We start from the raw sequence: 12,472 nt of genomic DNA, 5'->3' as shown, positions 1-12,472 counted from the left end.
GCAACCCATGCGAAGCCTGTTCCCTGTGACGGACCTGACAGAAAGCGCCTCGGGAGCGGAGGACCCGTCCGGGCCGCCCATCGACCGCGAGTGGAGCCTCGACGAGCTGGCGGACGCCTACGCCTACCCCGCCGACCCCTCGGCCGAAGGGTCCGCAACCCCCTGGCTGCGCGCCAACATGGTCTCCACCCTCGACGGGGCCGCCCAGCACGACGGCCGCTCGCAGCCCATCTCCTGCACGGCGGACATGCGGATCTTCGGCACCCTGCGGGGCCTGGCCGACGTGGTGATCGCCGGTGCCGAGACCGTACGCCTGGAGGGGTACCGTCCGGCCCGCGCCCGGGAGGCGTTCGCCGCGCGGCGGGCTGCCGCCGGACAGGGCCCCGCTACCGCCGTCGCGGTGGTGACCGGCTCCCTGGACCTGGACTTCTCGCTGCCGCTGTTCACCGAGCCGCTCGTCCCGACGCTCGTGGTGACCGGGGCCGGGGCCTCGGCCGACCGGATCGCCGCGGCCCGGACGGCGGGCGCCGAGGTGGTGATCGCGGGCGAGGGCGCCCGGGTGGACCCGGCCCGTGCCGTGCGCGAGCTGGCCGACCGGGGGCTGACCCGGCAGCTCACCGAGGGCGGGCCCCGGCTGCTCGGCCAGTTCGTGGCGGCCGGTGTGCTGGACGAGCTGTGCCTGACGGTGTCCCCGATGCTGACCGCCGGTGACGCCCAGCGGATCGCGGGCGGCCCCGGGGTCACCGTGCCGGAACGTTTTTTCCTGGCATCGCTACTGGAAGAGGCCGGGTTCCTCTTCACTCGGTACCGTCGGACCGACAGATAGCGGAATTTACCGTTCCGCTTAGCTCCGGCTGGGCACACTTACCCCTGCAGTCCCCGTGGAAGCACGGGGAAGGATGGTTTCAGCAAACGACCGTCGACGGTCGAGTCGGCAGTCGACGAGACGAAGAAGCGGAAGGGCGCCTGTCGTGTTCACAAGCGTTTTGATGATCGAGAAGCCGCTCACTCCCGAGGACGTGGAATTCGTCACCACCCTCCACGGCGAGGAGCGGATCTCGTTCGTCGTTCTGTTGCAGCCGCGCGGTGACCAGGCCGATGTCCTGCTGCGCGCGATCGACGACGTGGCGATGGGGGAGCTGAAGGAAGCGGTCCGCGAGGGCGAGGAGCCGGAGGGCGACGAGGCCCGCGAGACCGCCCAGATCGGCCTGGAGTACTCCCTCCGGGCCCTGCGCGACGCGGGCTCCGCAGCGGTCGGGCAAGTGATCGAGAATCACCCCCTGGACAAACTGACGACCGTCGTCGAGGAGGCGGGCGCGGACGAGGTCATCGTCCTGACCGCCCCGCACTACGTGGAGGAGTTCTTCCACCGCGACTGGGCCTCCCGCGCCCGGCACAAGGTGGGCGTCCCGGTGCTCAAGCTCTTCGCGCACAGCGAATAGGCTGGCCCCGCGGTCCGGGTCGGCCCCCGGCCGCCGTCCGAACCGCAGCGACCACGCAGGAGCACAGATGGCACCCGGCATTCCCGCCGCCATGGAACGACCCCACTTCATCGGCATCGGCGGCGCCGGAATGTCGGGCATCGCGAAGATCCTCGCCCAGCGCGGGGCGAAGGTGGCGGGCAGCGACGCGAAGGAGTCCGCCACCGCCGAGTCCCTGCGGGCGCTGGGGGCGACCGTGCACATCGGACACGCGGCGGGCCATCTGGCCGACGACGCGTCCTGTGTGGTCGTCTCCAGCGCCATCCGCGCCGACAACCCGGAGCTGCTCCGCGCGAACGAGCTGTCGATCCCCGTGGTGCACCGCTCGGACGCACTGGCCTCCCTGATGAACGGCCTGCGCGCCATCGCGGTCGCCGGCACCCACGGCAAGACGACCACGACGTCGATGCTGGCCGTAGCCCTCTCCTCGCTGAGCCTGGCCCCCTCGTACGCCATCGGCGGCGACCTGGAGGGCCCCGGCACCAACGCCACGCACGGCGAGGGGGACATCTTCGTCGCCGAGGCGGACGAGAGCGACCGGAGCTTCCAGAAGTACGACCCCGAGGTCGCGATCGTCCTCAACGTCGAGCTGGACCACCACGCGAACTACGCCTCGATGGACGAGATCTACGACTCCTTCGAGACGTTCGTCGGCAAGGTCGTCCCCGGCGGCACCCTGGTCATCTCCGCCGACCAGCCCGGCGCCATCGAGCTGACCCGCCGGGTCCGCGACCTCTCCGACCTCAAGGTCGTCACCTACGGCTCCGCCGCGAGCGCCGACGTACGCGTCCACAAGGTCACCCCGCGCGGCCTGACCAGCGAGGTCACGGTCCTGCTCAACGGCAAGTTCCTGACCTTCACCGTCTCGGTCCCCGGCAGCCACTACGCCCACAACGCGGTGGCCGCCCTCGCTGCCGGGGTCGCCCTCGGCATCCCCGCGCACAACCTGGCCTCCGCGCTCGGCAGCTACACCGGGGTCAAGCGCCGCCTCCAGCTCAAGGGCGAGGCGGCGGGCGTGCAGGTCATCGACTCGTACGCGCACCACCCCACCGAGATGACCGCCGACCTGGAGGCCATGCGCGGCGCGGCCGCCGACGCCCGCATCCTGGTCGTCTTCCAGCCGCACCTGTTCTCCCGGACGCAGGAGCTGGGCACCGAGATGGGCCAGGCCCTCGCCCTGGCCGACGCCTCCGTGGTCCTGGACATCTACCCGGCCCGCGAGGACCCGATCCCGGGCATCACCAGCGCCCTGATCATCGACGCGGCGAAGGAGGCCGGCGCCGAGGTCACCGCCGTCCACGACCAGGCCGACGTCCCCGCCGCCGTCGCGGGAATGGCGAAGCCCGGCGATCTGGTTCTCACCATGGGAGCGGGCGATGTCACCGACCTCGGCCCGCGCATCCTGGACCACCTGTCGAGCGGCCGGTAGCCGAGTGGCGACCGGAACGAACGACCACCTGTCGAGCTGAGGAGCGGGACGTGTCGTACGACGTCGAGAAGCCGGACGAACAGTGGCGGGAAGAGCTGACCCCCGCCGAGTACGCGGTGCTGCGCAAGGCCGGCACCGAACCCGCCTTCGTGGGTGAGTACACCGACACCAAGACGGCGGGTGTCTACTCCTGCCGGGCCTGCGGGGCGGAGCTGTTCCGCTCCGACACCAAGTTCGAGTCGCACTGCGGCTGGCCGTCCTTCTACGACCCGAAGGACACCGACGCGGTCGAGCTGGTCGAGGACCGCGCCCACGGAATGGTCCGCACCGAGGTGCGCTGCTCCCGCTGCGGCTCGCACCTGGGCCACGTCTTCGAGGGCGAGGGCTACCCGACCCCCACGGACCAGCGCTACTGCATCAACTCGATCTCGCTGACCCTGGCGCCGGACGAGAGCTGACGCTGCCGGACGGCCGCCCGGAGCCCGAGCCCCGCTCTGTGGGGCTGAGGGCTCCGGCGGTGCCGTCCGGACCTGGGCGTCTCAGCTCTCGATGATCGAGAAGCCGATGACCACCCCAGCAGTCACCGTGACCCTGCCGGGCGTGAGGTCTCCCTCGCCGCCGCCCCCCGCGCTCGTGCCGTGCGAGCGGTAGCTGTTCTGCAGCTGCTCGGAGTCCACGTCCTTGATGTGGACGACCGCACCGAGCCGGACCCCGGCGGCCTCCGCGTAGAGCGCCGCCTTCTCACGAGCGGCGGCCACGGCGGCCCTGCGCGCATCGGCACGGAGCTCCTTCTTCGTCTTCACGTCGAACTCGACGCCGCCGACCTCGTTCGCCCCGGCCTCCACGACGTCGACCAGTACGGCTTCCAGTGTGTCCAGAGCACGCAGCTCGATCACGAACGACGCCGTGCACTCGTAGCCGACGAACTTGCGCTCGCCGCCGTAGACGTAGGAGGACTCCAGGTTCAGCCGGGACGTGGAGACGTGCCGGTCCGGCACGCCGTGGCCACGTACGACCTCCCGGACCTGGTTGACGCCGCGCCGGGTGACCTCGAACGCCTCGCCGGCCTGCTGCCGGGTCTCTTTGATCGCCACCCGGAGTCGCGCCACATCAGGGGCGGCGTCGATGCTCGCCGCGCCGAAGACGGATATGCCCCAGGGTGTCTCTACGGACTGGTCGATTCTCATACGGCTCATCCAAGCAGCAGAGGGACCGTACGCACGTGCCCTTTACGGACAGTGGATCACTGCTCGTCGTCGTCCCCGCTGTCGGACGCCTCGGACCGCAGCAGCGGGTGAATCACGCCGGGGAAGACCCGGGCCCGCACGACCTCCTCGGCCGACCCGCCCTGGACGACGGTCTCGGCGACGCCCCAGGGCCGCCCGGTCAGGTGGATGGTCAGGGTGTACGAGGAGGAGCAGCCGGTGCACTCGTAGCGGTCGGCCCAGGTCTCGACCTCGGTGGTGGAGCCCGGGTAGCGCTTCACGTGCCGGTGGCGGGCGTGGCAGTGATCGCAGGTCTCGCCCGGCTCGCAGGTCCCGCCGCACGGACACGGCACGTCGAAGCTGTCGGCGGGCGTCCAGCGCTGCACGAGGACGGCCTCGCGGGTCGCGCCCATGTCCTTCATGGCCTTGAGGTTGCGGGCGGCGACGTTGTACGACTCGCCGGTGGCGGCCATCCGGTCACGGATGACGTCCTTGCGTCCACGGTTGGTCGTCATGTTGCTCCTCCTGGGTTCACGCAGCCCGCCAGGAGGCCCATGAGTCAATCAGTCAGTACCTCTTTACGTTACCCGCCCGGCACCGGCGCACGGACCGGGAGGGTTTCAGGTGGGGCCGGTGGGGGCCAGCAGCCGATCCCGGGCCGCGGCCCGTACCTCCGGCGTCTCCATCGGATCGTCGCGCAGGATGGCGATCCGCCCCAGGGTTTCCGGACTCGTGGGCGCCGAGGCGATCCCCAGCAGCCGCGTCGTCTCCTCGCAGTCCCAGAGGGATTCGGCGTACAGGTGCTCCAGGCCGTCCCGGTCGATCGCGGCGAGTGCCTGGAGATAGGCGGTCCGTTCGTACGAGTGCGGGGTGTGCAGCCAGAAGCGCCGCAGGCAGGGCGCCGCCCCGCGGCGTCGGGGCCGAACCGGGCCAGCCGCCGGGCCGTCCGGTCGGGCCCGCACCACTCCCGGGCCGACCACTGCTCGACGAGTTCGTCCACCAGCCCCGGCAGAGCCTCCGGGCCGGAATGATCGGCCAGCACGTCCGCACCCAGCGCGGCCAGCGAGGGGACCAGCGGGATCAGCCCTTCGGCGGGCTCTCGCCCGTTCAGAGCACGCAGCGCGTCGAATTTCGTGGCCCGCTCCGTACGGGCGTCGGCGAGCAGGACGAGGAGCTCCCCGGTGCCGAGCCCGGCCAGTGACGGCCGGGGAACGAAGGGGCGGCCCCGCGTCTCGATCCCGAACCGCGTCCATGGCTCGAAGAAGCACGGAAGTTCCGGCTCCGCACCGATCCGGGTGCGCGCGACGTCACCGAGGTCGTCCCACCACTCGGGCGGCCAGCCGGTCGCTATCGACTCCAGCACGCGGACCCAGTGCTCGCCGTTCCGGACGTACGCCCGAAGCCCCTCCCTGGCCTCGTCGGAACCGGCGAGAGCCAGCAGCTCCAGGACCTCGCAGGCCCGCAGGCAGGCCTCTTCGTCCCCGGCCAGCATGCCGACCACCGATGCGGGGGACAGCTCCAGGTCCTGGACCAGCCGCGCCGAGTACAGAGACCGATCGTCGGTCCCGTGGCCGATCAGTCCTGCGCGGCGTACGCGAGGAAGCGGGTCCAGGCGGTCGGGGCGAGGGCGAGCTGCGGGCTCTCGTCGAGCTTGGAGTCGCGGACGTGGACGGTGGAGGGGCAGGCGGCGACCTCGACACAGGAGTCGCCGGAGCCGCTGCTGTAGCTCGACTTGTGCCACTCCAGGGCGACCTCGACACAGGAGTCGCCGTCGCCGCTGCTGTAGCTGCTCTTGAACCAGGCCAGGGGTGTGGTGCTCATCTCGCTCCTCGCATCCGCCGCATCAGGCCCTTGGAGTCGTCCAACGAGAGAGCCTGTGAACGCATACTGGCACACCGCATCTGGAGGGCGCTGAGCACTTTGGGGTCGGAGACGAACTGCCCGTGCTCCTGCCCTTCCAGATAGCCGAACCACTGGTGATCCTGCGTCTCCAGCAGCTGCATCGGCCCGTGCAGACCCGCGTGGTGATGCCGTACCAGCGGCATGATCTGGATGTCCACGTTGCGCAGCTCGGACAGGGCGAGGATGTGGTCGATCAGCTCCCTGGTGACCTCTTCGCCACCCAAGTCCCTGAGGAATAGGTGCTCTTCGAGGATGAAGGTGAACGCGGTGTTCGGCCGGCTCCGCAGGAGTTGCTGGCGCTCCAGGCGGGCTGCGAGCTGTGCCTCGATCTGCTCGTCGGCGAGCGGCGGCAACTGGTCGGTGAACAGCGTCCGCGCGTACGCCGCCGTCTGCAACAGCCCCGGAATCAACCGGCACTCGTACGTGTACAGGCTCAGTGCGGTCAGCTCCAGTTCCGCCCACTGCCGGAACCAACTCGCCAGCCCCTTCCGCCGCGTCAGATGCTTTGCCGCCGCCAGGATCACGCCGAACGCGTCGAGCACGCTGTCCGCGCGCTCCGCGAAGTCCGGCGGCGGGAGGCGGCGGCCCTGCTCGATGGAGGCGACGGTCTCGGGGGAGTACCCGACGAGCGGGGCGAACTGCTCCTGCGTCAGCCGCGACCGCTTGCGGAAGGTCTTGACGACTTCTCCGAACATCTTGAGGCTGTACTGCGGTTCGGGCTCGGCGCTGCGTGCGCCGCCGTTGCCGAAAGTCCCGTACGTGATGCTGTCGATGCCGTCCGTGCCGTGCGTCATGTACGGCCACCTCCCCATGCGCCTGTCCTGGTCCGCGACCCGTCCATGCTCACGGAACGTGACCCGTACCGTCTACCCTTCGCACCCGTACGCTGACTCAGCGTACGGGTAGCTGACCTGGTGGGGAGAGCGGTGAAGCCCGGAATCTGGGGGCATGGAAGCACTCACGAAGCCCCAACCCGAGGTAACCGTACGTGTGTTCAAGCGTCAATTCGACGCGGATCCACGCGGTGCCCGGCTCGCCCGCCGCGTCGGGCTCCACAAGCTGCACACCTGGGGCATCCCGTACCTCAGTGACGCCTCGGAGTCGGCGGCCCTGATCATCGGTGAGCTGACGGCCAATGCGGCGACCCACGGCCGCGTTCCCGGCCGCGACTTCGAACTGCGCCTGTCGCACCTGCCCGGCGACCGGGAAACACCCGGCCTCCTGCGGATCGAGGTGTCCGACACCCGGGGCGAGTGCCGGCCGCCGGGTCCCGGCGAGATCACCGCGCCCACCGACGGTTCCGACACCGGGCGCGGGCTGCTGATCGTGGATGCCCTGGCCGACCGCTGGGCGGTCCTCGACCGCAGCCCGGGCAAGACGGTCCGGGTGGAGCTGGACCTGCTGTACTGAAAGGCTGAAGCTACCGACGAGTTTCAGCCATCCGGGTGCACGTCTCAGGCCCCGCTCTCACCGCTTGAACACATCTCGCACACAGGAATCCCCTGGAAAGTGCGGGCCGACCCGGATGGTGAGGGCATCTACTCGGCCGGCCCTGGACGGGGAGACTTTCCGTCAACTTGCGCATTGAGGGTCTCGCCCTCTGTTCACCTGCGCAGATGTCTCTCTAAGATGACGCCGCGCTGGACCGGATACTGACTGCTCCGAGCTTGCGTACGTCAACTGAGTGGCCGGGGCAGCAGTTTTCGTCGGGGGAAGAAGGCGCATCGTCATGGTGCGGTGTCCGCACTCCGTGCATCCCATTTCAGCCAGGCCCCGTCGCTCCTGACGCAGCGACGGGCCGAGTGGCCCTTTCTGTCATCTCGGCTGCCGCTACCGGCTGTTCTCCACTCTCCACTCTTCTTCACCATCACGCAGAGGATGCGCACGTGCGTTCCAGACCATGGGTGTTGCCCAGATCCCTGTCACCACTGTCACGGCTGTCCGCCCGAACCCTCCCGCCCCTGCTCGCCGCGGCCCTTCTGGCCGGCATCGGCGTCAGCCCGGAACTGATCGACCGGTACGCCACGCCGGCCACCGCGCCGGTCAGCGACTACGACTGGTACGAGGACACTCCCGCCGAGGAATTGCGGCAGGACCAGTGCCTGATGAGCGACGTCCTGCGGTTGGGCGGGCCGACCATGGCCACCACCGCGAAGGACGGGCTCAACCAGACTCCTGAGCGGCTGCGGGAGCTGGCCGACCGGGACTTCTGGGAGGACACGCCGCTCGCCGCCGCGTACACGTCGGACAAGGATGCCGCCAGCACGGAGCTGGACCGGCTCCACGCGCTCCACGACAGCTGGAAGATATCCGGACTGGAGACGCCGGGCGGCTTCGGCTCTGTCGCCGACTTCGAGTGGCCGCCCGGGACCAGCGGTGACGACGGTGAGGACTTCCATTCCCAGACCGGCCTCACGGGGTGGATCGCCGACCGGTTCTGGAAGGGGGAGAGCGACTTCTACGAGGACGCGACTCCGCCGGCCGACGCCGAGACCGTCGCGGCGGTCAAGGCTCTGGGGCAGCCGTTGTACGGCAGTGACCCGGACCCGTCCCTGCCGGACTGGAACCGACAGGTCACCCTGAACGACGCCTACGAGCACCTGACGGACTGGAGCCTGGAGCCGACCGGAGCGGACAACGCCCGCCTCTTCCTGAGCTCGGGCGGCTTCCCGAACAAAGCGCCCGAACCGGGTACCGCCGAGCACAGGGTCGCGGTCGAGGATCTCAAGTCCCGCTTCGCCGCCTGCGCGTGGCGTGATCCGATGGACCCGGAGAAGGTCCTGGGCGAGGTCTCCGCGACCGCCGCCGCGGAGTGGCAGCAGGAGATCGGCTCGCAGGCCGCCAAGCGCAACGAGATCCTGACCGCGAACAAGAACGCCGTTCAGGCGCTGACCGCGGCCTCCGAGTCGATGGGCAAGATGCTCGGCCACTCGTGGGTCGCCGACCACATCACCCGCTGGCAGGACTACTGGTCCTCGGGCGGCATCGGCTGGATCGGCTCCTCGCCGATGGCCGTCCAGATCCCGGGCGCGACCGGCAAGTGCCTGGGCGTGCAGGGTTCCGGCACCGCGAACGGCACGGCTGTCGAGGTCGTCGCCTGCTCCTCCTCCGCCGCTCAGCAGTGGAGGGTCAACGGGGGCTACGGCGAGGGCTACAGCCTGCAGAACGTCAACTCGCAGAAGTGCCTCGACGTCGCCACCAACCGGACGAAGATCCAGATCTACACCTGCAACGGCACGCCCATGCAGGTGTGGAAGTTCAGCGTCCGGGCCGGCGCCACCCTGGAGAACCTGGGGGCGGCCAAGTGCCTGAACTTCCCCGCGTACACCGCGGGACAGGACGCGCTCGCGGCCACCTGTAGCACCGCTGCCACGCAGAAGGTGCTGTTCAAGGTCTCCGCGCACAACGGCACCGTTCCGCCGGCGGCGGAGTTCACCAAGGCGTCGCAGCGGCTGACCGCGGCACGTACGGGGGCGAAGGCCGAGCTGGCCGAGCTGAAGCGCCAGGCGACGGCCGCGACGGCCGCCCAGAGCGCCAGCGTCACCGCCGAGCAGGCGGCGTACGCGATCGCGGACGCCAACGGGGCTCCGCGGGGACGCGGTCTGCTGGTGGGCCAGCAGAAGGCACAGGTCACCCAGGGTTCCGCGGCCGCGGTCGCCGCATTGGTGAAGGCCGGTGAGACCGCCGAGGCGGCCACCCGGGCCGCCGCCGCGGACAGCGACACGATCGCCCAGCGGGCGCTGGCGCAGGCAGCGCAGTCCAAGGCGGAGTTCCGCAAGCAGGCGGCCTACCGGGCCGAACTACAGGCCAAGGCGGCCTCGGACGCGGCGAAGCTGCACCGCGACAACGCCAAGAAGGACAAGGAGCTGGCCGAGGCCAAGCTCGCCGCGACCCTGGTCGCGGAGGCGGACGCGAAGGCAGCGGCGGCCGACGCGCACGCCAAGCGGCTGAAGGCCGAGGCCGAAGAGGCCACGGCCAAGAAGGAGAAGGGGACCGCCGACCTCAAGAAGGCGGAGGCGGCACAGCACCGGCAGACGGCGGAGGCCGAAGCCGCCAACGCCGAGACCGCCAAGGGCAAGGCCGAGGCGTCGGAGGCCACGGCGGTGGCCCGGAAGAACGACGCCGAGAGCGCCCGGGACCGGGCCAAGGAACTGCGCGACGACGCCTGGGACGCGCAGCAGAAGGCGGACGCGTCGCGCGCCAAGGCGGACGCCAAGGAGGCCTACGCCGAATCCCTGGATGCAGGGGACGCGGCGGACGCCGCGCGGACGGCGGCCAACGACGCCGACCGGCACGCGGACGACGCCGAGGCGGCGGCCGGCCGGGCTCGGACCGCGGCCGACGCGGCCACCCAGGCGGCAGCGGACGCGGACGCGGCGGCGACCCGCGCGGAGGCAGCAGCCAAGCGTTCCCGTGCAGCCTCGGACGGAGCGCAGGCCGCGAAGCTGCGGGCGGACGCCGCGGTGCGCACCGCGACCAGCTCCGCCGCCGACGCCATCGACGCCTCCGAGCACGCCTCTGCCGAGGCCGCGTTGTCGGTCGAGGCGGCCAACGAGGCAGAGGCTCAGGCGAAGACGGCCAAGGCCCAGGCGGACGCGGCACGGGCCGAGGCCAACAAGGCCACCGTCGCCGCGGCGAAGGCGGCGGGGTTCGCCTATGTCACCGCGCAGGCGGCGGTGGACGCCGGGAACTCAGCGGCGCAGGTCGCGGCTCCCGCGAACGACGCGATCCAGCTCGGCTCGCCGTACGTCACCAAGGACTCGGCCGCTTCTCTCGTGGTTCTGTCCGGCCAGGCGGCGAAGACCATCGCCGAGCAGCAGAAGGCCGTCGCGGACGCCCACGCCGCCAACGCGGCGGAGGAGGCCGCGGCCGCCCAGATCATCGCCAACCAGGCACAGGGCGACGCCAAGGCCGCCTACCAGCACGCGGCGAACGCCGCCAAGCACGCCGCGGACGCGCGCGGCTACTCGAAGGAGGCACTGACCTACGCGGCCGCCGCGGCGACCGCGGCGGCGAAGGCGCAGCAGTCGCTGGCCCGCACCATCGGCTACCAGTCCCAGGCCACCGCCGACGCGGCGGCCGCCGACGCGGCAGCCGGCCGGGCCGAAGGCTACGCCGAGTCGGCCCGGACCTCCGCGGACGCCGCAGCTCTCGACGCCGACGCCGCCCGCACGGCCGCCACGCAGGCGGAGGAGTCCGCCAGCCAGGCCCGAGCCGCCGCCGAGCGGGCCGACGTCGCCGCCACGGCCGCGGAGGAAGCCGCCAAGGACGCCCAGGCGTACGCCGAGTCCGCCCAGGAAGCCGCGACGCAGGCCGAGAACGCGGGGAACACCGAGCAGATCGAGACCGGGACGGTCCCGGACGGGGCCGGCGGTCCCATCGGTGGCGTCTTCTACGTCGTCGACCGCATCGAGCAGGTCGGCAAGCCCCAGGTCCTGAAGAAGACCGACGGCTGCGACGGCTGGTGGGACCAGCTCGCCTACGACGGCGACTGCACGATGACCCAGAAGATCGGGTACAAGGCCGACCTCGACCTGTACCTGTGCACCAGCGAGGTGTGGGCGAACTCGTGCCCCTCGGCTGACACGCTGCATCTGGGCGAGCACAAGACGGACACTCTGTACACCGAGGTCACGCACACCATCACGATCGGGGAGTACCAGCAGGGCGTCGACCCCATCGACATCCTCTTCGGCAGCTGGATCCGATGCGCCCAGAAACTCACCCCCGGTGGTGAGAACGGGAGCTGGGGCGGCTGCGCCTGGGCCGCGGTGGATGTGGCGACCCTGTTCGCCGGCAAGATCCTTCGTCCCATCGCGGACGCCGTCAGGGCGGCTGACGCCGCAGCCAGGACCGGCATCGGCTTCTTCGACGCACTGAACGGGCTCCGTGCCCTGGGTCTGGCCGACGACGTCGTCGCTCGCATCGGGTACCGGGCGATGGACGAGTTCGTCGAGTTCTGCACGCGCAGCAGTAAGGGCTTCGCCGTACGGGCGTCCGCGGCCGCCGACGGGTGCGGCGGTCTGATCCGCTACAACAGCGACGACCTGAGCCGCATGGCTTACCAGTTCAGGACCGAATCTGGATTCTTCGGGGCACAGCACAATGTCGCTGTCGCCAGGGTGCCGGGATGGAACGACCCGAAGACCGGGGATCTGGTGGTGGCGAGCAGCAGCTTCGCGGGCCACTCGGAGACGGCGATCCTGGACATGCTGAAGGCGAAGAAGATCGACCCCAGCGAAATCACTGCTCTCTACACGGAGCGGCAACCGTGTGCGGCCTGTGCCTCCGAACTGGCCGGCGCTCTCAAGGGGGGCACGCCGGTCACCTGGTCGGTTCCCTACTACGCCGGCATCGAAAGTGCGGCGAAACAACTGCTGGCAAAGTACGTCAAGCAAGCCGGCGGCGGACGCTCGGCGCTCTCGTCGGCAGGTCAGAAGCAGGAAGGGGAGTGA

The 12,472-nt window shown here is 70.6% G+C and carries 12 protein-coding genes; 7 read left to right on the top strand and 5 right to left on the bottom strand.

Features of this window, described 5'->3' with window-relative positions:
* Positions 1-7 precede the first annotated feature (7 nt).
* From ACIQRW_RS05155 to msrB, 4 genes are all read left to right on the top strand, one after another.
* Positions 8-826 (top strand): pyrimidine reductase family protein, encoded by an 819-nt coding sequence (locus ACIQRW_RS05155; RefSeq protein WP_403754602.1) that lies wholly within the window; start codon positions 8-10, stop codon positions 824-826.
* Between the two features lie 163 nt (positions 827-989).
* Entirely contained in the window at positions 990-1,442 is a 453-nt protein-coding gene (locus tag ACIQRW_RS05150; RefSeq protein WP_265598516.1) for an indole-3-glycerol phosphate synthase, read from the top strand.
* Positions 1,443-1,509: 67 nt separating this feature from the next.
* Positions 1,510-2,910, top strand: coding sequence for a UDP-N-acetylmuramate--L-alanine ligase (gene murC / locus ACIQRW_RS05145; protein WP_403754600.1), 1,401 nt, complete (start codon positions 1,510-1,512; stop codon positions 2,908-2,910).
* A gap of 50 nt (positions 2,911-2,960) precedes the next feature.
* Positions 2,961-3,368 carry a peptide-methionine (R)-S-oxide reductase MsrB gene (gene msrB / locus ACIQRW_RS05140; RefSeq protein WP_403754597.1) on the top strand — a complete coding sequence of 136 codons (408 nt, stop codon included), beginning with the start codon at positions 2,961-2,963 and terminating at the stop codon, positions 3,366-3,368.
* Between the two features lie 81 nt (positions 3,369-3,449).
* On the opposite strand, the gene ACIQRW_RS05135 is transcribed toward msrB, so the two are convergent.
* The 3 genes from ACIQRW_RS05135 to ACIQRW_RS05125 all read right to left on the bottom strand — a co-directional run bounded on the left by ACIQRW_RS05135 (position 3,450) and on the right by ACIQRW_RS05125 (position 5,077).
* Positions 3,450-4,097: an SIMPL domain-containing protein gene (locus ACIQRW_RS05135; RefSeq protein ID WP_403755317.1), complete on the bottom strand. Its 648-nt coding sequence runs from the start codon at positions 4,095-4,097 to the stop codon at positions 3,450-3,452.
* A gap of 56 nt (positions 4,098-4,153) precedes the next feature.
* Positions 4,154-4,630 carry a hypothetical protein gene (locus ACIQRW_RS05130; protein ID WP_403754594.1) on the bottom strand — a complete coding sequence of 159 codons (477 nt, stop codon included), beginning with the start codon at positions 4,628-4,630 and terminating at the stop codon, positions 4,154-4,156.
* 105 nt (positions 4,631-4,735) lie between these two features.
* Positions 4,736-5,077, bottom strand: a complete 342-nt coding sequence (locus ACIQRW_RS05125; protein WP_403754591.1) for a hypothetical protein — start codon at positions 5,075-5,077, stop codon at positions 4,736-4,738.
* Between the two features lie 65 nt (positions 5,078-5,142).
* Here ACIQRW_RS05125 and ACIQRW_RS05120 point away from each other — a divergent pair, with 65 nt between their 5' ends.
* Complete coding sequence (locus tag ACIQRW_RS05120; RefSeq protein ID WP_403754588.1) at positions 5,143-5,316, top strand: hypothetical protein; 174 nt, start codon at positions 5,143-5,145, stop codon at positions 5,314-5,316.
* A gap of 374 nt (positions 5,317-5,690) precedes the next feature.
* Here the strand turns inward: ACIQRW_RS05120 and ACIQRW_RS05115 are convergent, their stop codons facing one another.
* Positions 5,691-5,936, bottom strand: coding sequence for a DUF397 domain-containing protein (locus ACIQRW_RS05115; RefSeq protein ID WP_403754585.1), 246 nt, complete (start codon positions 5,934-5,936; stop codon positions 5,691-5,693).
* The gene (locus tag ACIQRW_RS05110; protein WP_403754582.1) at positions 5,933-6,811 is read right to left on the bottom strand and encodes a Scr1 family TA system antitoxin-like transcriptional regulator; all 879 of its coding nucleotides are present in this window, start codon (positions 6,809-6,811) and stop codon (positions 5,933-5,935) included. The genes ACIQRW_RS05115 and ACIQRW_RS05110 overlap by 4 nt, the downstream gene beginning before the upstream one ends.
* A gap of 154 nt (positions 6,812-6,965) precedes the next feature.
* Here ACIQRW_RS05110 and ACIQRW_RS05105 point away from each other — a divergent pair, with 154 nt between their 5' ends.
* Both ACIQRW_RS05105 and ACIQRW_RS05100 read left to right on the top strand, forming a co-directional pair.
* The gene (locus ACIQRW_RS05105) at positions 6,966-7,427 is read left to right on the top strand and encodes an ATP-binding protein (protein WP_403754579.1); all 462 of its coding nucleotides are present in this window, start codon (positions 6,966-6,968) and stop codon (positions 7,425-7,427) included.
* A gap of 695 nt (positions 7,428-8,122) precedes the next feature.
* Positions 8,123-12,472, top strand: a complete 4,350-nt coding sequence (locus ACIQRW_RS05100; RefSeq protein ID WP_403755314.1) for an RICIN domain-containing protein — start codon at positions 8,123-8,125, stop codon at positions 12,470-12,472.

This window comes from Streptomyces sp. NPDC091287, from assembly GCF_044768525.1.
Lineage (GTDB): Bacteria > Actinomycetota > Actinomycetes > Streptomycetales > Streptomycetaceae > Streptomyces.
The sequence above is the reverse complement of the archived record's forward strand: the minus strand, read 5'-3'. Positions and strand labels throughout refer to the sequence as shown.

Coding starts and splice junctions, on each gene's coding strand:
- ACIQRW_RS05155 (WP_403754602.1), top strand. CDS start 8: ATGCGAAGCCTGTTCCCTGTGACGGACCTGACAGAAAGCGCCTCGGGA.
- ACIQRW_RS05150 (WP_265598516.1), top strand. CDS start 990: ATGATCGAGAAGCCGCTCACTCCCGAGGACGTGGAATTCGTCACCACC.
- murC (WP_403754600.1), top strand. CDS start 1,510: ATGGCACCCGGCATTCCCGCCGCCATGGAACGACCCCACTTCATCGGC.
- ACIQRW_RS05135 (WP_403755317.1), bottom strand. CDS start 4,097: ATGAGAATCGACCAGTCCGTAGAGACACCCTGGGGCATATCCGTCTTC.
- ACIQRW_RS05130 (WP_403754594.1), bottom strand. CDS start 4,630: ATGACGACCAACCGTGGACGCAAGGACGTCATCCGTGACCGGATGGCC.
- ACIQRW_RS05120 (WP_403754588.1), top strand. CDS start 5,143: ATGATCGGCCAGCACGTCCGCACCCAGCGCGGCCAGCGAGGGGACCAG.
- ACIQRW_RS05115 (WP_403754585.1), bottom strand. CDS start 5,936: ATGAGCACCACACCCCTGGCCTGGTTCAAGAGCAGCTACAGCAGCGGC.
- ACIQRW_RS05110 (WP_403754582.1), bottom strand. CDS start 6,811: ATGACGCACGGCACGGACGGCATCGACAGCATCACGTACGGGACTTTC.
- ACIQRW_RS05105 (WP_403754579.1), top strand. CDS start 6,966: ATGGAAGCACTCACGAAGCCCCAACCCGAGGTAACCGTACGTGTGTTC.
- ACIQRW_RS05100 (WP_403755314.1), top strand. CDS start 8,123: ATGAGCGACGTCCTGCGGTTGGGCGGGCCGACCATGGCCACCACCGCG.